Source organism: Reichenbachiella agariperforans (genome assembly GCF_900142205.1).
GTDB classification, from domain to species: Bacteria; Bacteroidota; Bacteroidia; order Cytophagales; family Cyclobacteriaceae; genus Reichenbachiella; species Reichenbachiella agariperforans.
Window position 1 is genome coordinate 1,343,670 of record NZ_FRAA01000001.1, and the last position, 21,070, is coordinate 1,364,739.

Below are 21,070 nucleotides of genomic sequence, written 5' to 3' on the forward strand. Positions count from 1 at the left end.
AATTAAATAGTAAGTCGAATTCTCAGAATTCGATGCAGCTGGGACTACTCCAATAGTCCCAGCCTATATCTGTTATAGGATATTCACTGTTTTGGTTAACACTTGCGAACTCTTCGCATCAGCCACGCCTTCAAATCCTGGCTGCTTTCCTCCTACTATTACTTCCAACTCCCCCGGCTCTACGATCACCTGTCCGTCTTGTGTGATCTGTGCATATTGCTCTGCAGAGATTTCAAAACTCACGTTTTGGCTCTGCCCTTTTTCTAGCACAATTCTTTCAAACCCTACCAGCGATCTCTTCGCTGCATTCGGGTTATTCTTTCTATTTGACACATACAACTGTACCACTTCCTCTCCTGCTCTGTCCCCTGTATTGGTCACGGATACTGACACAGTCATGACATCCCCCGCTTTGGTCTCCGCTACATCGAACTGATCATAAGCGAAACTGGTATAGCTCAACCCGTGACCAAAAGGAAACAAAGGCGCTCCTTCGAAGTATTTATAAGTTCGATTCGTCATGTCGTACGTTTTAAAATCTGGTAGATCCTCCGTTGACTTGTAGAAAGTCACAGGCAGTTTACCTCCTGGGTTGTAATCCCCAAATAGCACATCGGCTATCGCCTCTCCACCAAACTCACCTGGATACCAGGCCTCTAGAATAGCGGGGACGTTCTCAGCAGCGAAATTCACTGCCAAGGCGCTCCCGTTCATCAAAACTACTACCGTCGGTTTGTTCAATTGATAGATTGCTTTTAGCAGCTTTCGCTGTGAAGCAGGTAGCTGAATGTCTGATCGGTCTCCCGAATCAAACCCTTCTAACACTACAGGCATTTCTTCTCCTTCGATATCTGGCGTCAATCCAAGGCACATCACCACTACATCTGCTTGCTGGGCTGCTGCGACAGCTGGAGTCAACAGGTCTTCATTCAATTTTGCCCATAGCAATTGTGCCTGTGGATCAGCATGGAAGTTGTAATAATCGATTTTGATATCATACGACTGACCAGCAGTCAATTCCATATCATAGTATTTCATCGTAGGGTGGTGATCATCTTGGAAGTCAATTCTCAATTCACCGTTGATGTACACTTTGCCTACATTACAGGCTCTGAACCCAATACGGTAGGTTCCCGACTGATCCGCCACGAGCTGACCTGTCCATCTAACCGTAAACGTATCAGTTGCCAATTCTTTGATCGGTCTATCTAACCATACAAAGTCCACCGTCTCGTCGGTCCGTGAGATACTTGGGTCTCCCTCCCATTTTTCGTTCGGAAAATACTCGCCTTTCAGTCCATTCTTTTCACCAGACCTTAAGTTCTGACTAGGGATGGGTGTCAGCAGTGGCCAGCCTTCAGCTACTGCAGATCCTTTAGCATAGATCACTTTGGCATTGGGCAACTTCGACTTGATCCCTTGATAAGGAGTAACCTGACTAACAGGCGTACCGTGGTAATTGCCTAACAGCGATTGCTTGTCATTGGCATTGGGTCCGATGACCGCCACAGTCGATACCTCCTTGCTCAGTGGCAATAAGTTTCCTTCGTTCTTTAGCAACACCATAGACTCTAAAGCTGCTTTCTTGGATAGCTTGTGATGCTTTTCACTCGCTACCACACTATATGGAATACTAGCATAAGGCACCAAACTTTCATCATCGAACATTCCTAACTTGAACCGTGCTGCCATCAATCTAACGAGCGCTTGGTCTACTTCCGATTCATCGATGAGTTCTTTGAGTACTGCTTCGCTCAGATTCGGGTCATAGGTATCTCCACAGTTGAGATCTGTTCCGCTTTTTACCGCGAGAGCAGACGCCTCCTCTGGTGAGTCAGATACTCCATGTCGATTAGGCATATAAAAATCGTTGATCGCCCAGCAGTCAGATACCACATAGCCATCAAATCCCCATTCATTTCTAAGGATATTGGTAAGGAGTAAATTACTCCCACAACATGCCTCGTCTCTATATCTATTGTAAGCACACATGACAGACTGCACGTTAGCTTCTTTGATCGCTGATTTAAAAGCTGGAAGGTATGTTTCTTTTAAGTCCTTGTCAGAGGTTTGATAGTTGTCTTCGTGTCTTGATTTTTCAGGACCACTGTGCACTGCGAAATGCTTGGCCGTGGCGACTACTTTCAAATATTTCGGATCATCACCTTGTAGTCCTTTGATAAACTCCACACCCATGCGGCTGGTCAAATAGGGGTCTTCTCCATAAGTTTCCTGGCCTCTGCCCCATCTCGGATCACGAAAGATGTTAATATTAGGTGTCCAGAACGTCAACCCTTGATATATCCCTCTTTTATTTTCGCTGATAAACTTATGATGCTTGGCACGTGCTTCGTCCGAGATCACTGTAGCGACATTAGACATCAGATTCACATCCCAAGTAGCTCCCATTCCTATTCCTTGTGGAAAAACCGTTGACACACCTGCTCGACCTACTCCATGCAAGCACTCATTCCACCAGTTGTATCTCGGGATACCCAAACGAGGTACCGCAGGCGCGTCATACTTCATTTGAGACACCTTCTCTTGTAAGGTCATTTGGTTCACCAAGTCGATCGCCCTTTCTTCTGGGGCTAGATCAGGGTTCATATACGCATACTGGTAGGCATTCTCCTGACTACACATGGACAACCCCATCAACACTACTACCGCCGCTACTGCGCGTACTACTTTAATCATGCTCTTCATAAATTCACTGTTAACACTACTAGTTTTACAAAAATGAAATGAGGACAAAAAACAGAGCGACCAATGCCAAAACCAACAACCCATCCATCAGCCATTGCCATTTCCGCCTACTCTTCATTTTTATTCCTAATTATTTCAAAATCGTAGAAGCAATTAACAGAAGTATCTCTTCTAGAAATAGCACAAATCAAGCATACACCATCAATTTTGATGCGAATCAGCAGGTTCTATAGGTTTATGCATCATTTGTTTCAGTTCATGCATCATGCGTACTATTTCAGGCTGACCTAGAACACATATGGACTTTTCTTCTTTCATTTCCCTTCTAAAAAAATTACACTAAACAATACCCACCTTAACCAACCATCTATTAATCAGTATAGTTACAAAAACACGCAGAGTATTTACAGTCGTCATTTGGGATATTCAAGCACCCTTGCTTACAGTCGTCGATTTACATTTGAGAAATAATTATTGACATAAACACTTTACAAATGAACTTTCGAACCATTGGAATTCTATGCCTATGCATGATGCTAGTTTTCGCTTGCTCTACAACAGAAGACACTTCTGAAGACGATGCCAAAACAGAAACGGTAATAGAAGAAACAGAGCACCCCACACTAAGTCCCATAGAGCAACATGGCAATCTACAAGTCAAAGGACATCAGCTACTCAACGAACACGGAGAAGTCGCTCAACTCCGAGGCATGTCTTTCTTTTGGAGCCAATGGCAGGGACAGTTCTACAATAAAACCATCGTCGATTATCTAGCAGACGACTGGCAGTGTGATATCATTCGCGCGGCGATGGGAGTAAACCACGGTGGATATATCGAAAACCCAGAAGTCGAACTACAAAAGGTAGATCAACTCATCCAAGCAGCTGTAGACAATGGTCTCTACGTGATCATCGACTACCACGCACATACAGCATCTGAAGATGTCGAGTCGGCAGTTGATTTCTTTAGCCAGATGGCAAAAAAATATGGACACCTACCGAATGTCATCTATGAGATTTACAACGAACCTCTAGAGGATTCTTGGGCGGATGTGCTCGTGCCCTATGCGCAATCCGTAATCGCTGCGATCCGCCAGCACGACCCTGACAATCTCGTTCTCTGTGGTACACGCACTTGGTCTCAGCGTGTAGACGAAGTGGCTCAAAAACCTCTAGAAGACAACAATGTGGCCTATGTCTTACACTTCTACGCTGGCACGCATAAACAAGATTTAAGAGATATCGGAGATCGTGCCATTGCTGCAGGCACCTGTATTTTCGTATCTGAGTTTGGTGTGATCAATGCCGATGGGGATGGAGACATCAACTATGCCAGTACCAAAGAATGGATGCAATGGCTGGACAAGCACCAGCTTTCGTGGTGTAACTGGGCCGTCTCTGAAAAAGAAGAAGGCGCATCTATCTTCTTACCTGGTACGACAAGCAATCAAACACCTACAGCAGGAAGCCTAACCGAATCAGGACTATATCTGCGCAACATACTACGAAACAGAAACTACGACCAGCCTTAATAGAAGACTTCACTCAGGCCGATAGGTCTGGGTGAAGCCTCTCTCCAGATTATTCCTACCGCTTACTTAAGCAACACATTGATACGTTCATTTTTAAATCGCAAGATTAAGACTGAGGAGATCATTAACTAAATTATTAGCCGCCTGCTTTCTTTTCTTGAGCAAGAGGTTTTATCATTGCCTGTTTATTAAAGGTTAACAATTAGAATAAACCATATCACTATGTTTAAATCATTAGGTGCTTTCATCAGCGGGTTGTTTGCGTCAGAACCCAAGGAACTAATCGTTAAGATCTCCAAGGAAAACCAATCTGGGTTATACAAAACCCTAGAACTAGCTAAAAAAGTAGAAGAAGAGAAAAAGAAACAAGCCATTCTAGCTGAAAAAAGAGCTAAAATAGAGGCTGAGAAAAAAGCAAAATTAGAAGCAAAACAGGCGGCTGAAAAAGCCAAAATGGAAGCAAAAAAAGCAGCAGAAAAAGCTAAACTGGAGGCAAAAAAAGCAACCGAAGAGGCCAAAGTTGCTCAGAAAAAGAAAAAGTAAACCACTATCAACTTACTAACCACAGGTGCAAGCAATCGCTTGTGCCATTTACAGGCTTTTACTCACCGAGCGTCTTCCATATCACTCAACTCAATGTTGAGTGCCCGAGTTGAAATCTGAATTTCGATCAGGGAAAATGTTAGAGAAATCAGCAAAGACACTAGACTAGCTCCAAACAAATAATTGGCGATAATGTGGCTCTTTTGGAAAAGTGCAATCATACAAGCTACCGTCAAAAGGAAACTGAGTACCCCCATCGCCTGCATTCGCCTCACAAGATTTAACCTCTTGCGTAGGTTGTTGATCTGATCGACTACCAACTTCAAATCATTGTTTTTTTGATACTCCGAGTGCAATCCTCGAATCAAGGTAGCCAATGCTAAAAAGCGATTGGTATAGGCCAGTAGTAACAAGGTAATGGCGGGGAATAATAAAGCCGGTGTAGAAATATCCAGCTCCATCGTTAATTATTCTTCTCAATCATAGCGATCAACTCCTCTGCATCCCATGGTTTACCCATGCTACCATCCAAGTCATAGGACTTAATCGCGTGGCGAATGATCTCATCGTTGACATATTCAGAGATAATGATCTTGATCATATCTGGGAACTTATCACTGACGATCTGAAGCATCTCTACCCCAGTCATACCAGGCATACGATGATCACAGACGATGACGTCATACTTTTCGTTCTCCAGTAGCTCCATACCTTCCTCTGCACTACCCGCAGTAGTTACTTGATACCTTCTTTTGAATGCTATTCTGAAGACATTGAGGTTGGCCACCTCGTCATCAACGTAAAGTAGTTTTTTTTTCTCTGCCATAAATAAATTTCTTATTCAGCTGGTTACCTGCAAAACTAATAATTCCGAGGATCAAAAGGCCTCTCGCACAGACAAATAAAATGCGTACTGACCATTGTCCGTAAAGCCGACATCCATTCTCAAGTTCAATTTCTGATCTTTCATGGCCTGAAACCGACCACCAAATCCATAGACAAAACGCACATCCTCCGCATTCAGCTCCGAAAACGTGTCAAACACCTGACCCGCACCCGCGAACAACACTCCACCTAGCCGCCAAAATAAGTCCTGACGCCCCTCTACTTGAAAATACATACTTTGCCTGTCCATGTAGACATTGCGGTGATCAAACCCTCGAAGATAATTGTCCCCAGCCATCACATTAAGCTTATAAAAAGGCACATCATCCCCAGTAATGAAATTGGCTCGAAACTGATAGGCCAGTATATTCTTTGGTCCGAGCAACTCGAAATAATTCCTAAAATCAAAGTTGTAAGTCACATAGTTATACTCCCCTCCTATCGCACGACCATATAGCCCGATCGAACTCTTGAATAGCATACCTGCCGTAGGATATAACGTACTATTACGCGAGTCATAATTAGCCGCTGGGCCGATACCAACATTGCGCCCGCCACTCACCCCAATGGGGTTTTGTATCTCCAGCATCCCTCCATCATCTGGTTGGATATCGTTGTACTGTAGGTCAAAAGTCAATCCATAAAAGACCTTACTATTGAGCGGCTTTAGCGCCTGACCTACCAACTGGATATAATTGTTACCATAGCGTTCGTAAGCTTCTGGATCCGTATCATTGCCGACCCCATAATAGGAATCAGGGTACTTGTAGATACGTGAGATGAAATTGAGATTGATACCGCTCTTGAAGAAAAAATCGAACTCAGACTTAACCAATATCTGCTTATTGGTAGTAAAGACCACATAGGGTGTGATCGAAGTAGGACGGTAAAACTCACTCGTTCCACCTTTTTTTTCATGATCCAAAACGACAAACGCAATGGCTCCTAAATTCAATTTGCTTTCTGGCGAATAAGCCACCACTGGGTAGAAAGCATACTTTTTCTTGTCTTTAACCGGGCTTACAATAGTACTATCACCCACCTGCCCCTTAACCACATTGGCTAGCAACAGGAAGGTGATAGCTATCAACCAGGCTTTCACGTTTTACTCGCTTGGAAGTAAATCTAACCCGAGATCATCCAACTGATCACGCGAAATAGGAGACGGTGACTCGATCATCACGTCTCTGGCTGAAGTATTTTTAGGAAAAGCGATAAAGTCTCTGATAGAATCTGACCCACCAAACATCGAGCATAATCTATCGAACCCAAATGCAATTCCACCATGTGGAGGCGCACCATATTCGAATGCCTCCATCAAGAAGCCAAACTGTGATTTAGCCTCTTCGTCGCTGAACCCGAGGTGCTTGAACATCAAAGCCTGAGTCTTCTGATCATGGATTCTGATCGACCCACCACCAATCTCCACACCATTGATCACCAAATCATACGCATTGGCCTTCACAGCACCTGGATCAGTATCCAACAGCGGAATTTGCTCCTCTTTCGGAGAGGTAAATGGGTGATGCATAGCATGGTAACGCTGCGTATCCTCATCCCACTCTAGGAGTGGGAAATCTAATACCCAAAGTGGCTTAAAATTCATCGGGTCTTTCAATTCGAGCAAATCTCCCATATGCAAACGCAGATCATTCATCTGCTTTCTCGTCGCATCGATCCCTCCTGATAGGACAAGAATCAAATCACCTGGCTTAGCACCCGCTTTGTCCGCCCATGCTTTCAAATCCTCTTGCGAGTAGAACTTGTCTACCGAGGATTTGAAAGTGCCGTCTGTGTTACATTTAACATGCACGAGACCTTTGGCTCCTACCTGTGGCCTCTTGACAAAATCCGTCAATGCGTCGATCTGCTTTCTCGTCCAATCTGCACATCCTTCTGCACAGATCCCTACCACGAGTTCCGCTTGATCAAATACGTTGAAACCTTTATTTTGCGCCACATCGTTCAGTTCCACGAATTGCATCCCGAATCTCACATCTGGCTTATCAGACCCATAGAGTCTCATCGCATCATCGTACTGCATGTGTACAAATTCACCGACCTCTACGTCTAGTGCTTCTTTAAACAAGAATCTCGTCAAGCCTTCGAAAGTATCCAGAATATCCTGCTGAGACACAAAAGACATTTCACAATCGATCTGTGTAAATTCTGGTTGTCTATCCGCTCTCAAATCCTCGTCTCTAAAACACTTCACGATCTGGAAGTATCTATCAAAACCCGAAACCATCAGCAGCTGCTTAAAAGTCTGCGGTGACTGTGGCAAAGCATAAAATTCACCCTTATTCACACGAGATGGGACGACAAAATCACGAGCCCCCTCGGGAGTCGACTTGATCAGTACAGGTGTCTCTACCTCCATAAAGCTGGAGTCAGAAAGATACTTGCGAGTCGCCTGTAGCATTTTGTGACGAAGCATCAGTTTATCCCTCACCTCTCCTCTTCTCAGGTCTAGATATCGGTATTTCATTCGGAGTTCCTCTCCACCATCGGTATCATTATCGATGATAAATGGAGGTACTTTCGATGCATTCAATATTTCTAAATCGGTGACTTTGATTTCAATATCACCCGTTTCTATCTTATCATTTTTCGCAAAGCGTTCTACCACTTCACCAGAAGCCTTGAGTACAAACTCACGACCAATGGTTTTAGCCATTTCGATCACCTTAGTATCTGTTACGCCTTCTTCGAATATCAATTGGGTGACACCATATCTATCACGAAGATCGATCCAGACCATACCACCTTTATCTCTTACTTTTTGTACCCAGCCGCACAAGGTCGCTTGGCTACCCGCCTGTTCGGCTCTTAATTCTCCACATGTGTGAGTTCTAAGCATGCTTATTTTTTTTGTTTGTAAAAAACGAGGCGCAAATTTAATCATTGTAAGGTATTGGGCTTCATAGCGAACTACTTTAATTTTGATTTTTTCCGAGATGCAACATCCATATATCAAGACCATGCGAATGAGTCCATTGACCGAAGTGAAACTGCACAATGAGCCTTATATTGCGGGCACAAACAAGACATACATGCAACTATTTTTTATAAGCTTATCTATTTTAATCCAATCCTACACTCAGGATCTTAGTCCTGTACAGGTCACCGACAACATCAGCATGCTGATCCCCTCGGATTTCAGACCGATGACGGATGACGAAATCGCCAGTAAGTACTTTACCACCAAACGTCCTTTAGTACTTTATACCAACAGAGACCTCACCATCGATCTAGGTGTCAATCAATCCGTCACCCAGTGGGTAGAAAAAGACATTGAAATCATGGCAGATTTTCAAAAATCCAACGTTTTCAACCTCTATGATGACGTCAAAATCATCTCCGAAGGCACCAAAGAGATCAACGGACGAAAAGCCGTCTACATGGAATTCATCTCCACTGTCAATCCAGACAAAGACTCGTTTCGCAACGAAGGCAGCATCCAAAAATACACCTATATCCAATACATCATTGTCGGCAAGCATGCTCTAGTATTTAACTTCACTAGCCCTTCTCAGCTACAGGAAGAATGGCAAGGAGCCGCACACCAGATCATGGACGATGTCCGCATCAAAGGAAAAATCAAATGATACAAGGTCTACACAGCGATGAGGCCTTCATGAAGGAAGCGCTAAAACAAGCACAGTACGCATTCGAAGAAGGAGAAATTCCCGTAGGTGCAGTAGTGGTCTGCGACAATAAAATCATCGCACGCGCCTACAACCAGACCGAGCGACTCAATGATGTCACTGCACATGCAGAGATGCTTGCCATCACCTCTGCAGCCAATTATCTCGGATCAAAATATTTAACGAATTGTAAACTCTATGTCACACTAGAACCTTGTACCATGTGTGCTGGTGCTACATTTTGGTCACAAGTAGATGAAATCATCTTCGGTGCACACGACGACAAACGGGGCTACAGCAGACTGCAAGGACAAGTGCTCCATCCCAAAGCCAAAGTAACAGGCGGCATCATGGAAAAAGAATGTGGTAACTTGGTTACATCTTTTTTCTCAAAACTGAGAGATTGACGTTAACAATCTTTTAATAGAATAGAATGATAAGTTTCTCTTTCATTCTGTTAAAGAAATTCTACTTTTACGAGTAAATAAATTTTGAACATAAAACGACAAAATCATGGCTTTCGAATTAGCACCTTTACCATATGCACACGACGCATTGGAGCCTAACATTGACAAGGCGACAATGGAAATCCACCACGGCAAACACCACGCTGCATACATCAGCAAGTTGAATGATGCCATCGCTGGTACGGATCTAGAAGGAAAATCTATTGATGAATTGGTTAAAAACCACAGTGACAATACTGCTGTCAGAAACAACGGCGGTGGACACTTCAACCACTCTCTATTCTGGTCAGTATTGAGCCCAGACGGTGGAGGAACCCCTACTGGAGACGTAGCAACAGCTATCGATTCAGCTTTCGGTTCGTTAGACAACTTCAAAGACGAGTTCGCCAAAGCTGCAGCCACTAGATTTGGCTCTGGATGGGCTTGGCTATGTGTCAAAGACGGTAAGCTAGAAATATGCTCTACTGCCAACCAAGACAATCCATTGATGCCAGTAGCAGGATGCGAAGGTACACCTATCCTTGGACTGGACGTATGGGAGCACGCTTACTACTTGAACTACCAAAACAGAAGACCAGACTACATCGCAGCATTTTTCAACGTGATCAACTGGGACGAAGTAAACAAAAGATTCGCTGCTGCTAAGTAATTAGTTTCGCACATAATCATTTCGCCTTGCTAGATGCAAAATTTCTAGCAAGGCTTTTTTATGCCCAACACTACAAAAGTATAAACACAAAAAAGCACCAAGGGATTCCTTGGTGCTTTTTACTTCCTCTCTAGAACGCTAAGGAACTAGATAGTTTATATTTTCAGATTATGCCTGAGCAACCTCTTTAGACACTACAGATACAAATGATCTGTTTTGTCTTCCTTTTCTAAACTCTACTACACCGTCAGTCAATGCGAACAATGTATGATCTTTACCGATTCCAACATTAACGCCTGGGTGGTGCTTTGTACCTCTTTGTCTCACGATGATGTTACCAGCTATGATTTTCTCACCGCCAAAGATTTTCACCCCTAGTCGTTTACTATGTGACTCTCTTCCGTTTTTAGAACTACCCGCTCCTTTCTTATGTGCCATGGTGTTATATTATTTTATGGTCTCAATCAATATTTTTGTCAAGGCTTGTCTGTGCCCGTTTTTCTTCTTGTAACCTTTTCTTCTTTTCTTCTTGAAGACGATCACTTTATCGTCCTTCACATGCGAAAGAATCTTGGCTGTAACTTTAGCACCCTTTACTGTTGGAGTACCTACTTTGACCGCACCGTCGTTATCCACTAACAATACATTGTCAAACTCTACGGAAGCGCCCTCTTCACCCTCCAATGCTGGAGCATAAATGAATTGGTCTTGCGTTACTTTGAACTGCTTTCCTGCTATATCTACTATTGCGTACATAATATTATTAAAATATGCCTTATAAAAATTCGGACTGCAAAACTAACACGAAACCTCCGCTTTCCCAATAGTTTCTCTAGCATTTTATCGTGACAAAAAAAAATATTTTTTTTTCACTTTTTTCATACCCTCTAAAACACTCGTTTTAGATCAAGTTGTAATTCACAAACAAGTAGTATCACACTGTATATCATACATTTAACTTATTTTTCCACATAGGTCAAAACATCACTTTGGTACGGGTGTAGAGATTGATTTTTTGAGGTCTTTTTTTCATATTTGTACTGCTTGATCAAAGGACTCTTCATACCTACAGGTCAAGTAATTCAAAGAAATAATTCAAGAAGTGCCAGTGATCGATTTCGACAGGGTTTTTATGTCGAACGGTGACTCATTGCTATTGTTTCTAGGGAGAGACTTAAAGATATCGATTAAAAACAGCGTGTAATAAAACTATAATGGCGAATCAACATATTGAAAATGAACCTATACTCAGAGAGAATAAAGACCGGTTCGTTTTGTTCCCAATCGAGAAGAATGACATCTGGCAATTCTACAAAAAAGCAGAAGCTAGTTTTTGGACTGCTGAAGAAATTGACCTCAGTCAAGATCTAAAAGATTGGAACAATTTAAATGATGGAGAAAGGCATTTTATCACGCATGTTTTAGCGTTCTTTGCAGCCAGTGATGGAATCGTCAATGAGAACCTTGCGGAGAACTTTGTCTCTGAAGTACAGTATACTGAAGCGAAATTCTTTTACGGTTTTCAGATAGCCATAGAAAACATTCACTCGGAAACTTATTCTCTACTGATCGATACTTATGTAAAGGACAATAAAGAAAAAGACAAGCTGTTTCACGCAGTGGAAACTATCCCTTGTGTAAAGAAAAAAGCAGACTGGGCGCTACGATGGATCGATAATGGATCTTTTGCTGAGCGCCTCATTGCTTTTGCCGCTGTAGAAGGTATTTTCTTCTCTGGTTCTTTCTGCTCTATCTTCTGGTTGAAGAAGCGAGGTTTGATGCCAGGATTGACTTTTTCGAATGAGTTGATCTCTAGAGATGAAGGATTACACTGTGATTTTGCGTGTTTGTTATATAACGACCACTTGGTCAACAAACTTTCTGTGGAAACCATCAAAGAAATCATCTGTGATGCCGTAACCATAGAGAAGGAGTTTGTCACTGATGCGATTCCTGTCAAATTGATCGGAATGAACTCTGAGTTAATGTGTCAGTACATTGAGTTTGTTGCAGACAGATTACTCATGGAGCTCAACTGCGACAAAGTGTACAACGCTACCAACCCATTTGATTTCATGGAAATGATCTCATTACAGGGTAAGACCAATTTCTTTGAAAAAAGAGTGGCAGAATACCAAAAAGCGGGAGTCATGAACGATGGCAATGATGACTCTCCAAAATTTAGTTTAGACGAAGACTTTTAATATAATATTAGATAACCCCTTATTCCCTATCGCCTTATGTTAGTAATAAAAAGAGATGGTCGCCGCGAATCTGTGAAGTTCGATAAAGTGACTGCCCGAATCGAAAAACTCTGCTACGGTCTCAACACCTCCTTCATTGAGCCTATTGATATCGCTAAAAAAGTGATCAATGGAATCTACGACGGTGTAACGACTGTAGAACTAGACAATTTAGCTGCTGAGACCGCTGCTGCTTTGACAACTGTCCACCCGGATTTTGCCAAACTTGCTGCTCGTATCGCTATATCTAACCTACACAAGACTACAAGCAAATCATTCTCTAACACGATGAAGAGAATGTATACCTACATAGATCCTAAAACTGGCGAGAATGCTTCGTTGATCGCAAAGGATGTATATGGCATCATCAAAGAAAACGCAGCGCTACTAGACTCTTCTATTATCTACGATAGAGATTTTGGATATGACTACTTTGGGTTCAAAACACTCGAAAGATCATATCTCATGAAGCTAGACGGCCAGATCGTAGAGAGACCACAGCACATGCTCATGAGAGTAGCAGTAGGCATTCACAAAGAAGATATCCCAGCGGCTATCGAGACCTACAACTTGCTTTCTGAAAAGTGGTTTACACATGCGACACCTACGCTATTCAACGCAGGTACACCTAAGCCACAGTTGTCTTCTTGTTTTCTACTAACAATGAAAGATGACAGTATCGATGGGATTTACGACACACTGAAACAAACCGCTAAAATATCTCAATCTGCAGGGGGAATCGGACTGAGCATTCACAACGTAAGAGCGACTGGATCATATATTAAAGGAACTAACGGCGTATCCAATGGTATCGTACCGATGTTGAGGAACTTCGACATGACAGCTAGATACGTAGACCAAGGCGGGGGAAAAAGAAAAGGAAGCTTTGCGATCTATCTAGAGCCATGGCATGCGGATATTTTTGATTTCTTGGACTTGAAAAAGAACCACGGTAAAGAAGAGTTGAGAGCAAGAGATTTGTTCTACGCACTTTGGACACCAGACTTGTTCATGCAGAGAGTCAAAGAAAACGGCGAATGGACCCTCATGTGTCCACACGAATGCCCTGGACTAGCAGAAGTACACGGTGAGGAGTTTGAAAAGCTATACACCAAGTACGAATCAGAAGGTAGAGGCAGAAAAACCATCAAGGCACAAGACCTATGGTTCGAAATCCTCGAATCTCAGATCGAGACAGGTACACCATATATGCTCTTCAAAGATGCTGCCAACAAGAAGTCGAATCAGAAGAACTTAGGTACGATCAAGTCAAGTAACTTGTGTACAGAGATCATCGAGTACACTTCTCCTGACGAAGTAGCGGTATGTAACCTAGCGTCTATCGCATTGCCGATGTACATCAACGAGAACAACGAGTTTGATCATCAGAAGCTATATGACATCACTTATGTGATCACCAAGAACTTGAACAAAGTGATTGATGTGAACTACTACCCAGTACCAGAGGCTAAGAACTCAAACATGAGACACAGACCTATCGGTATCGGTGTACAAGGGTTGGCGGATACATTCATGAAATTAAGAATGCCATTCGACTCTCCTGAATCTAGAAAACTAAACAGCGAAATCTTCGAGACAATCTATTTCGCGTCAATGACAGCTTCTAAGGACATCGCCAAAGTAGAGGGTGCTTACGAAACATTCAAAGGTTCACCAGTATCAAAAGGCATCTTCCAGTACGACATGTGGAATGTAACACCAACAGATCGATGGGACTGGACTAGCTTGAAACAAGAAGTGAAAAAGCACGGGGTTAGAAACTCATTACTGTTGGCTCCTATGCCTACTGCATCGACTTCTCAAATCCTTGGCAACAACGAATGCTTCGAACCTTACACGTCCAACATGTACTTGAGAAGAGTACTATCAGGAGAGTTCACTGTTGTGAACAAGCACTTGATGAGTGATTTGATAGAGCTTGGCATCTGGGACGACAGCATGAAAAACAGAATCATGAACGCAAACGGTTCTATTCAAAACATCGCTGAGATACCACAGGAGATCAAAGACATCTACAAGACAGTTTGGGAGATTTCACAAAAAGCGATCATCGATATGTCGGCTGACAGAGGGGCGTTCATTTGCCAAAGTCAGAGTTTGAACATCCATTTACAGGAGCCTAACTTCGGCAAGATGACTTCTATGCACTTCTACGCATGGGAGAAAGGATTGAAAACAGGCATGTACTACTTGAGAACGAAAGCTGCGGCTGATGCGATCAAGTTCACTGTTACCAAAGACAAAAAAGTAGAATCAGAGGCAGCAGAATTGACCGATAGAGCTGGTCAAGCCAATTCAGATTTCGAATGTGTAGGATGCGGTAGCTAAGTTAGCAACTTACAAAAGTTAAAAAAAAGAGTCCTAACAATCTGATTGTTAGGACTCTTTTTTTTAACAGAATAATTAATATCTTTTATATTTACAAATCGTAAATATAAAAGATATGACAACATTTACTTCTTCCCTACCCGATTCGCTTTTGCAACGTCTCAATGACACTGCTCAAAAACTCAAGTTGCCTAAAAACAAATTGATCGAAAAGGCACTAGATATCTATCTAGACCAAATCAATAGGGCAGAATATGTCTCCTCCTATAAATTGGCAGGGCAGGATCAGGACACGATACTCATCGCAGAAGAAGGCATGGTCGAATACATGACACAGCTAAGTGATACAGATGAAACAAGGTGAAATCTGGGAACTTTATCTGAACCCTGTAAAAGGTAGTGAACAAGCAGGGCGTAGGCCTGCTGTCATTCTCAGTGGAGACTTGATGAACAAATACCTGAAGGTAGTCATAGTTTGTCCTCTGACTACCAAAATAAAAAATTACAAAGGAAATATTGTCTTAAAACCAGACACCTTCAACAACCTCATAGAACCCTCTGAAGTATTGATTTTTCATATCCGATCGGTCTCCAAAGACAGATTACAGCACAAAATAGGCAACATAGACAAAGCCCAATTGGCTCAACTGAAACAAGGGCTAGACGACATACTACGCTACTAAAAAAAGCCCATCGTTCTTTCGAACGATGGGCTTTTTTTCAGTTGACTATCCTCATATCTTCTCAAATACCAACCTGTAGTGATCCATAATCTCCTCCTCAAAGCATACACGGTTTGGGCTGACTTTGAAAACGGCTACTTGGTGTCTAAACTCTTTATTGGTCAAGAACTTCGGGATCAACGAAAGATACAAGCCGTACTTCTTCAAATTGAACTTCCTGAACTTCTTTCTCCACTGACCGATCGTCTCGATATAATCCAATCGGCCACTGCTCTGCGAAATCAGCTTGAAATATGGCTTAGCACAATCGATCACCATTTCAGGACCGTAGGGCAACCAAGACCCTGGAAACTCCTTGATCATCAGTGCAAGAACGTGCGAAGCAGAACCTGGCTCTGCATTGATATCGATCTCCTCAAAGGGTAGCATATTCTTGCTAAACGTCATCGTTTGCATATAGTACCTGCCTCCTACTGGCAGCAAATCATAAAGCACCTTGAAAAAATCCTTGTAGACCTGCTCCTGTTTGCCAGCCTGCCACTCCTCCACTGAACAAAAATGCTCCAAGCCTCCGATGCATGTAATGGCATCAAACGTACCATAATCCTCCGGCTTTACCGTACGGCAATCTCTCACTATCACATTGAATCCATTTTTCTGACAGGCATCTGCCTGACCCTGAGACAGTGTCAACCCCATACTGGTCGCTCCTCGTTCTTTAACAATATAACGCGTGAAAGGTGCCCAGCCACAAGCCATGTCTAGCACCTTGCTACCCTCTTTGATGTTTAGACTATCCGCTATGAACTTATGCTTTGCTTTTTGGGCATCTTCCAATGTCATTGAAAAATCGCCATCATATTTGGCACCACTGTAATCCCCAGTTTCGCCCATACTTAGGCGAAAAATTTTGTCAATCGTGGTATAGGTAAAGTCTAGGTCTGCTTGTTGAGCCATGATCTATATTTTTGGTTAGGTAATGGCAGGATTGCCACTACAGCTGTGGTAAGATATGAATAATACTAGCTACTCCTGAATTTTAGCGGCTTAATTACAAGCGCAACCTAGTATTCTAATACGGACGAAAACAAACTAGCTTATCCCCTTCTATATCTAAAGATGAAATCTGATTCCCAATCAACCTAGGTGCTAATATTCCCTCACCAAATTCACTCTGAGAAATAAACACACGCGCTTCATCCCATAGCTTCTCAGTAATAAACGTATGTAATACAGCGCTCCCCCCTTCTATGATCACAGATTGCACCTTTCGCTTCATCAAGTCCTGTAGCATTTCATGTAGGAAATCCCTACTATCCAGTTTGATATACACCAAGTTCTCTGACCCAGTCGAACGAACTGTATTATAACAAATCGTCGGGATGGATCGATCCATGATTTTGTATCCCTCCTCCAGTTCAAGATTTCTATCTATAAAAATCCGAAGTGGGTCAGTCCCATTCCAATCTCTGACGTTGAGTGTGGGATCATCATACTTCACGGTATTCTTACCTACTAAGATCGCATCCTCCTCAGCACGCCATCGGTGCACCAGTTTTCGCGAATAGCTGTTACTGATCCATTTGGAATCATAATTTTTTCGTGCAACAAAACCATCAGCTGTCTGTGCCCATTTCAAAACAATGTAAGGTCTCTGCTTTTCGACCACATGAAAGAACCGACAATTCAATTCTCGTCCGACGTGATCCAACACCCCAACCTCCACAGCAATCCCTGCAGCTTTCAGTTTATCTATCCCTCCACCGTTGACTAATGGAAAAGGATCATGATTAGCGATCACGACGCGCTGCACTTTATGCTTAACCAAAAGATCTGCACATGGTGGCGTTTTCCCATGATGTGCACAGGGTTCTAGAGTTACGTAAACAGTGGCTTCTGATAGAAGCGACGTATCTTCCACGCTATGGACAGCATTGACTTCTGCGTGTCCTTCGCCATATTTTTGATGCCAACCCTCTCCGACAACTCGTCCCTCATGGACAATCACACAACCTACCATAGGATTGGGGCTCACACTACCTCTACCCTTTTCGGCGAGATCAAAAGCCCGCTGCATAAAATATTGATCAGAGGTTTTATTCATCGGTTAAAGATACTTTTCTTTCCATATTTTTGCTCCATGAAGGTCATCTTTCCCAAAGAAACACAACAATCCATCGTCCAACTCCTGTCTCCAAACTACGACACACCCGAAGCTTCTTCTTTGAGTTTTTTACTCCTAGAATATGTTTTTGGATGGACACAAACTTCTATCATCATCAATTCAGCACATACACCTACAGCAGAAGAAGAAGAACTGTTAGACACCAGCATCACACGTCTCCAAAACAACGAACCTATCCAATACATCATGGAGGTCGCAGACTTTTATAGTCGTAGCTTTCATGTCAACGAACATGTACTCATCCCAAGACAAGAGACAGAGTCATTGATTCAATTCATCAAAGAATATCAACCTTGGACACAAGTCAAAATTGCAGACATAGGCACTGGATCTGGCTGTATTCCATGCACTTTGTATCACGAAATTGATGCAAGCGAAATACACGCTTATGATATCAGCACAGATGCACTAGCGGTAGCAGAACAAAACATCCAATCTCTCGGTTGTCAAATTCAGCTACATAAAATAGACATCTTGAACGAGTCGCTGGCCGAATCCAACTTTGACATCATCATCAGTAACCCTCCCTATGTACTAGAGTCTGAGAAGAAATCCATGCATGCCAATGTACTAATCCACGAACCTCACTTGGCACTATTCGTCAAAGATGAAAATCCCCTACTCTTTTATTCCGAGATCGCAAAACAAGGCCGGCATGCACTCAAAAAAGGGGGGCTTCTCTTCTTCGAGATCAATGAACGGTATGCTATCGAAACAGCCGAAATGCTCCTCTCAAAAGGATATACCAAAACTCGTATCTTCCAAGACATCCATGGCAAAGACCGCTTCGTATCAGGAGAACTCAGTTGACCAACTCCTTCAGTGAGGTCACCTTTTGGAGGAACTGATTATATACGGATGACAAATGTGAAGACTTTCTTACCCGTCGGTTTTGGCGATAGACCGTCAGTATCTTATACCACCTTCCATAGATCAACAAACTCATGGCACCTCCTAATGCTGCGCCCAAAGCCCACCACCACGAAGCTGTCAAATTATAAGCTATCGAGGCATATATACCCCAAACCGCAGGAGCGGCGACCAATCCTACGCCAAAATATATGGTATCGGTGAAGACTACATCTTTGATCCCCTTCATGATTTTCCATGGGATGAAAATAACAGGAAGGTTCAAAACCAAACCTACCATCGCAAACGGGCTCACAACATAAGTCAATAAAGCCGTTCCAAACAGGTTCTTTTTATACTCAAATGGAAAAATGACTCCTCCCTTTTCCAACTCTTTGCTCAAGCTAAGCACAGCCTCTTTATCTTCTTCACTTGCTTTCGCCCCCAATGCACGAGACTGCTGATTAATCAGAGCATAGTCCTCAATAAGTCGCTGAGGATTTTGATTGTGAAAAAACACCTTCTCTAAATAGTCATAACCTTCCTCTGGCATAGCCGCATGATACGCTGGTAGTGCCTGTTCAAACTTATCTTTGAGCGCATCGATATTCGCAGATGTCTCTTCTTTCGATTCTACCTTGATTGCATCACCATAGTGTAGCACCACCGATGACCTAAACTTGGTCTGCCCCGAATAAGTCAGGCCTATCGGTACGATGTAAAGCTCCTCAGGTGCATCAGGTTGGTTCAACCCTCCCAATGCTATCCGAGCAATTCCCTTTTTCATGGGCTTGACCACATAGCGACTATCATGACTCCCTTCAGGAAAAAGCATCAAGGATTCGTTCTCCTTAAATGCATCAAAACATGCTCTAAATACTTCTTGATTAGCCTTGACCGAATTAACACCATCTCGGGCACGGTACACTGCCATGAGATTAAGTGAATTCAGAAACCGCTTGACAAAGGGATTTTTGAATACATCCGCACGAACCAGATAATGCGTCATCTGATACACATGAGTGGTCATCAGTAGCGGATCAACGAGCGCATTTTGATGATTAGCACCAAAGATCACAGGAACGCCCTTCGGGACATTCTCATAGCCGACTACTTTGATTCTCTTATAATAAAAATGGAGGCAGGTACGAACATATAACCAAAAGGAATAGTACCAAAGGAAACGTATGATTTGCATTAGTCAACAGTATTAACATAGTTCTCCCATTTTTCGATCACCGAACGGAAATCTTCTGGGAGCTCAGAATCAAATTGAACAAATTCGTTAGTAGCTGGATGCACAAACCCAAGAGACTTGGCGTGCAAAGCCTGTCGTGGTATAATTTTAAAGCAATTGTCTACAAACTGCTTATACTTAGTAAAGGTAGTCCCCTTCAATACTCGATCACCACCATAGGTCGCATCATTGAATAGTGGATGGCCTATGTATTTGAGATGAGCACGAATCTGATGGGTTCGCCCTGTCTCTAAGTTGCACTTGATCAACGAGACATAGCGCATATTTCTTAGCACTTCATAGTGGGTCACCGCATTTCGTCCAAAGTCTCCCTCAGGAAATGGCGCGGTAATACGACGATCTTTTAAGCTTCTACCTAAGTTCACATCAATAGTCCCCTTCTCCTCTGTAGGCTCTCCCCATACCAATGCGTAGTATGTTCGCTCTATACTGTGATCAAAAAACTGCCTCGCCAGACTCGTCATCGCCAGCTCGGTCTTAGCGATGACCAACAGCCCAGAAGTATCTTTATCAATACGGTGTACCAGCCCTGGTCTCCCATCATTATTAGGCATAGTAGGCAAATTCTGAAAATGGAAGGTGAGTGCATTCACCAAAGTACCAGACCAGTTTTGATAAGCGGGATGCACAACCATGCCAGGCTCCTTGTTGACGACTAGAATATGGTCATCTTCAAAGACGATATTGAGCGGTATATCTTCTGGTTCGATATCTGTCACATTAGGAGGCTCGGGTAGTTCTACAACCACTTCATCCCCTGGACGCACCTTATAGTTAGGCTTTACTATCTCACTGTTCACCTTGATAAAACCTTCCTTGATTCCATCCTGCACTTTATTTCTTGTGACGTTGGGCAGCTTATCCATTAGGAACTTATCCAACCGCAGCAGCTCCTGTTTTGGATCTATTGTAATCCGATGATGTTCGTATAATTCGCCGTCCTCTATGTATGTCTCTTCCATTGTCGGCAAATTTACTATTTCAAATCTTTAAAAGACAGTGTATGTCTTGCACTATTCCTCTAAAAAAATATCACAGTCGCCTTATCAGGTATATTATTCATCGAATTAGTTT

At 42.8% G+C, this 21,070-nt stretch carries 22 protein-coding genes; 11 read left to right on the forward strand and 11 right to left on the reverse strand.

The window, feature by feature from the left end:
- Positions 1-72: 72 nt before the first annotated feature.
- Positions 73-2,706 (reverse strand): glycoside hydrolase family 3 C-terminal domain-containing protein, encoded by a 2,634-nt coding sequence (locus BUB99_RS05285; protein WP_073120087.1) that lies wholly within the window; start codon positions 2,704-2,706, stop codon positions 73-75.
- Positions 2,707-2,744: 38 nt separating this feature from the next.
- Between BUB99_RS05285 and BUB99_RS05290 the strand changes: the two genes are divergently transcribed.
- From BUB99_RS05290 to BUB99_RS05300, 3 genes are all read left to right on the forward strand, one after another.
- Positions 2,745-2,939: a hypothetical protein gene (locus BUB99_RS05290; RefSeq protein WP_073120090.1), complete on the forward strand. Its 195-nt coding sequence runs from the start codon at positions 2,745-2,747 to the stop codon at positions 2,937-2,939.
- A 261-nt stretch (positions 2,940-3,200) separates the two neighbouring features.
- Entirely contained in the window at positions 3,201-4,238 is a 1,038-nt protein-coding gene (locus BUB99_RS05295; RefSeq protein WP_073120093.1) for a glycoside hydrolase family 5 protein, read from the forward strand.
- A gap of 222 nt (positions 4,239-4,460) precedes the next feature.
- Entirely contained in the window at positions 4,461-4,781 is a 321-nt protein-coding gene (locus BUB99_RS05300; RefSeq protein WP_073120095.1) for a hypothetical protein, read from the forward strand.
- Positions 4,782-4,843: 62 nt separating this feature from the next.
- On the opposite strand, the gene BUB99_RS05305 is transcribed toward BUB99_RS05300, so the two are convergent.
- Genes BUB99_RS05305 through aspS form a run of 4 tightly spaced genes read right to left on the reverse strand, consistent with a single transcriptional unit; the run spans position 4,844 to position 8,526 of the window.
- Positions 4,844-5,242 carry a DUF2721 domain-containing protein gene (locus BUB99_RS05305; RefSeq protein WP_073120098.1) on the reverse strand — a complete coding sequence of 133 codons (399 nt, stop codon included), beginning with the start codon at positions 5,240-5,242 and terminating at the stop codon, positions 4,844-4,846.
- Between the two features lie 2 nt (positions 5,243-5,244).
- Positions 5,245-5,607: a response regulator gene (locus tag BUB99_RS05310; RefSeq protein WP_073120101.1), complete on the reverse strand. Its 363-nt coding sequence runs from the start codon at positions 5,605-5,607 to the stop codon at positions 5,245-5,247.
- A gap of 51 nt (positions 5,608-5,658) precedes the next feature.
- Entirely contained in the window at positions 5,659-6,768 is a 1,110-nt protein-coding gene (locus BUB99_RS05315) for a BamA/TamA family outer membrane protein (protein WP_073120104.1), read from the reverse strand.
- 3 nt (positions 6,769-6,771) lie between these two features.
- Positions 6,772-8,526, reverse strand: a complete 1,755-nt coding sequence (gene aspS, locus BUB99_RS05320; RefSeq protein WP_073120107.1) for an aspartate--tRNA ligase — start codon at positions 8,524-8,526, stop codon at positions 6,772-6,774.
- Between the two features lie 97 nt (positions 8,527-8,623).
- Between aspS and BUB99_RS05325 the strand changes: the two genes are divergently transcribed.
- The 3 genes from BUB99_RS05325 (at position 8,624) to BUB99_RS05335 (ending at position 10,429) form a co-directional block, all read left to right on the forward strand.
- Positions 8,624-9,274 (forward strand): DcrB/PsbP domain-containing protein, encoded by a 651-nt coding sequence (locus BUB99_RS05325; RefSeq protein WP_073120110.1) that lies wholly within the window; start codon positions 8,624-8,626, stop codon positions 9,272-9,274.
- On the forward strand, positions 9,271-9,720 hold the full coding sequence (locus tag BUB99_RS05330) for a nucleoside deaminase (RefSeq protein WP_073120113.1): 450 nt from the start codon (positions 9,271-9,273) through the stop codon (positions 9,718-9,720). The genes BUB99_RS05325 and BUB99_RS05330 overlap by 4 nt, the downstream gene beginning before the upstream one ends.
- A 106-nt stretch (positions 9,721-9,826) precedes the next feature.
- Positions 9,827-10,429 (forward strand): superoxide dismutase, encoded by a 603-nt coding sequence (locus BUB99_RS05335; RefSeq protein ID WP_073120116.1) that lies wholly within the window; start codon positions 9,827-9,829, stop codon positions 10,427-10,429.
- A gap of 168 nt (positions 10,430-10,597) precedes the next feature.
- Here BUB99_RS05335 and rpmA read toward each other — a convergent pair whose 3' ends face one another.
- Together rpmA and rplU are read right to left on the reverse strand one after the other, a co-directional pair.
- Complete coding sequence (gene rpmA, locus BUB99_RS05340; protein ID WP_073120119.1) at positions 10,598-10,867, reverse strand: 50S ribosomal protein L27; 270 nt, start codon at positions 10,865-10,867, stop codon at positions 10,598-10,600.
- Positions 10,868-10,876: 9 nt separating this feature from the next.
- Positions 10,877-11,185, reverse strand: coding sequence for a 50S ribosomal protein L21 (gene rplU, locus BUB99_RS05345; RefSeq protein WP_073120122.1), 309 nt, complete (start codon positions 11,183-11,185; stop codon positions 10,877-10,879).
- Positions 11,186-11,643: 458 nt separating this feature from the next.
- On the opposite strand from rplU, the gene BUB99_RS05350 reads away from it, so the two are divergent.
- The 4 genes from BUB99_RS05350 to BUB99_RS05365 all read left to right on the forward strand — a co-directional run bounded on the left by BUB99_RS05350 (position 11,644) and on the right by BUB99_RS05365 (position 15,704).
- Positions 11,644-12,633, forward strand: coding sequence for a ribonucleoside-diphosphate reductase small subunit (locus tag BUB99_RS05350; RefSeq protein WP_073120125.1), 990 nt, complete (start codon positions 11,644-11,646; stop codon positions 12,631-12,633).
- 36 nt (positions 12,634-12,669) lie between these two features.
- Complete coding sequence (locus BUB99_RS05355) at positions 12,670-15,021, forward strand: ribonucleoside-diphosphate reductase subunit alpha (RefSeq protein ID WP_073120127.1); 2,352 nt, start codon at positions 12,670-12,672, stop codon at positions 15,019-15,021.
- 115 nt (positions 15,022-15,136) lie between these two features.
- Complete coding sequence (locus BUB99_RS05360) at positions 15,137-15,385, forward strand: ribbon-helix-helix domain-containing protein (protein ID WP_073120130.1); 249 nt, start codon at positions 15,137-15,139, stop codon at positions 15,383-15,385.
- Entirely contained in the window at positions 15,372-15,704 is a 333-nt protein-coding gene (locus BUB99_RS05365; protein ID WP_073120133.1) for a type II toxin-antitoxin system PemK/MazF family toxin, read from the forward strand. The genes BUB99_RS05360 and BUB99_RS05365 overlap by 14 nt, the downstream gene beginning before the upstream one ends.
- A gap of 51 nt (positions 15,705-15,755) precedes the next feature.
- Here BUB99_RS05365 and BUB99_RS05370 read toward each other — a convergent pair whose 3' ends face one another.
- Together BUB99_RS05370 and ribD are read right to left on the reverse strand one after the other, a co-directional pair.
- A complete protein-coding gene (locus tag BUB99_RS05370) occupies positions 15,756-16,661 on the reverse strand; it encodes a class I SAM-dependent methyltransferase (RefSeq protein ID WP_073120136.1) in 906 nt (301 codons plus the stop codon).
- Positions 16,662-16,776: 115 nt separating this feature from the next.
- Positions 16,777-17,808, reverse strand: coding sequence for a bifunctional diaminohydroxyphosphoribosylaminopyrimidine deaminase/5-amino-6-(5-phosphoribosylamino)uracil reductase RibD (gene ribD, locus BUB99_RS05375; RefSeq protein WP_073120139.1), 1,032 nt, complete (start codon positions 17,806-17,808; stop codon positions 16,777-16,779).
- 36 nt (positions 17,809-17,844) lie between these two features.
- Between ribD and prmC the strand changes: the two genes are divergently transcribed.
- On the forward strand, positions 17,845-18,699 hold the full coding sequence (prmC, locus tag BUB99_RS05380) for a peptide chain release factor N(5)-glutamine methyltransferase (protein WP_073120142.1): 855 nt from the start codon (positions 17,845-17,847) through the stop codon (positions 18,697-18,699).
- On the opposite strand, the gene BUB99_RS05385 is transcribed toward prmC, so the two are convergent.
- Both BUB99_RS05385 and BUB99_RS05390 read right to left on the reverse strand, forming a co-directional pair.
- Positions 18,692-19,936 (reverse strand): lysophospholipid acyltransferase family protein, encoded by a 1,245-nt coding sequence (locus BUB99_RS05385; RefSeq protein ID WP_073120144.1) that lies wholly within the window; start codon positions 19,934-19,936, stop codon positions 18,692-18,694. The genes prmC and BUB99_RS05385 overlap by 8 nt on opposite strands.
- Entirely contained in the window at positions 19,936-20,958 is a 1,023-nt protein-coding gene (locus BUB99_RS05390) for an RluA family pseudouridine synthase (protein ID WP_073120147.1), read from the reverse strand. Before BUB99_RS05390 ends, BUB99_RS05385 begins: the two co-directional genes overlap by 1 nt.
- Between the last annotated feature and the right edge of the window lie 112 nt (positions 20,959-21,070).

Coding starts and splice junctions, on each gene's coding strand:
- BUB99_RS05285 (WP_073120087.1), bottom strand. CDS start 2,706: ATGAAGAGCATGATTAAAGTAGTACGCGCAGTAGCGGCGGTAGTAGTG.
- BUB99_RS05290 (WP_073120090.1), top strand. CDS start 2,745: ATGAGGACAAAAAACAGAGCGACCAATGCCAAAACCAACAACCCATCC.
- BUB99_RS05295 (WP_073120093.1), top strand. CDS start 3,201: ATGAACTTTCGAACCATTGGAATTCTATGCCTATGCATGATGCTAGTT.
- BUB99_RS05300 (WP_073120095.1), top strand. CDS start 4,461: ATGTTTAAATCATTAGGTGCTTTCATCAGCGGGTTGTTTGCGTCAGAA.
- BUB99_RS05305 (WP_073120098.1), bottom strand. CDS start 5,242: ATGGAGCTGGATATTTCTACACCGGCTTTATTATTCCCCGCCATTACC.
- BUB99_RS05310 (WP_073120101.1), bottom strand. CDS start 5,607: ATGGCAGAGAAAAAAAAACTACTTTACGTTGATGACGAGGTGGCCAAC.
- aspS (WP_073120107.1), bottom strand. CDS start 8,526: ATGCTTAGAACTCACACATGTGGAGAATTAAGAGCCGAACAGGCGGGT.
- BUB99_RS05325 (WP_073120110.1), top strand. CDS start 8,624: ATGCAACATCCATATATCAAGACCATGCGAATGAGTCCATTGACCGAA.
- BUB99_RS05330 (WP_073120113.1), top strand. CDS start 9,271: ATGATACAAGGTCTACACAGCGATGAGGCCTTCATGAAGGAAGCGCTA.
- BUB99_RS05335 (WP_073120116.1), top strand. CDS start 9,827: ATGGCTTTCGAATTAGCACCTTTACCATATGCACACGACGCATTGGAG.
- rpmA (WP_073120119.1), bottom strand. CDS start 10,867: ATGGCACATAAGAAAGGAGCGGGTAGTTCTAAAAACGGAAGAGAGTCA.
- rplU (WP_073120122.1), bottom strand. CDS start 11,185: ATGTACGCAATAGTAGATATAGCAGGAAAGCAGTTCAAAGTAACGCAA.
- BUB99_RS05350 (WP_073120125.1), top strand. CDS start 11,644: ATGGCGAATCAACATATTGAAAATGAACCTATACTCAGAGAGAATAAA.
- BUB99_RS05355 (WP_073120127.1), top strand. CDS start 12,670: ATGTTAGTAATAAAAAGAGATGGTCGCCGCGAATCTGTGAAGTTCGAT.
- BUB99_RS05360 (WP_073120130.1), top strand. CDS start 15,137: ATGACAACATTTACTTCTTCCCTACCCGATTCGCTTTTGCAACGTCTC.
- BUB99_RS05365 (WP_073120133.1), top strand. CDS start 15,372: ATGAAACAAGGTGAAATCTGGGAACTTTATCTGAACCCTGTAAAAGGT.
- BUB99_RS05370 (WP_073120136.1), bottom strand. CDS start 16,661: ATGGCTCAACAAGCAGACCTAGACTTTACCTATACCACGATTGACAAA.
- ribD (WP_073120139.1), bottom strand. CDS start 17,808: ATGAATAAAACCTCTGATCAATATTTTATGCAGCGGGCTTTTGATCTC.
- prmC (WP_073120142.1), top strand. CDS start 17,845: ATGAAGGTCATCTTTCCCAAAGAAACACAACAATCCATCGTCCAACTC.
- BUB99_RS05385 (WP_073120144.1), bottom strand. CDS start 19,936: ATGCAAATCATACGTTTCCTTTGGTACTATTCCTTTTGGTTATATGTT.
- BUB99_RS05390 (WP_073120147.1), bottom strand. CDS start 20,958: ATGGAAGAGACATACATAGAGGACGGCGAATTATACGAACATCATCGG.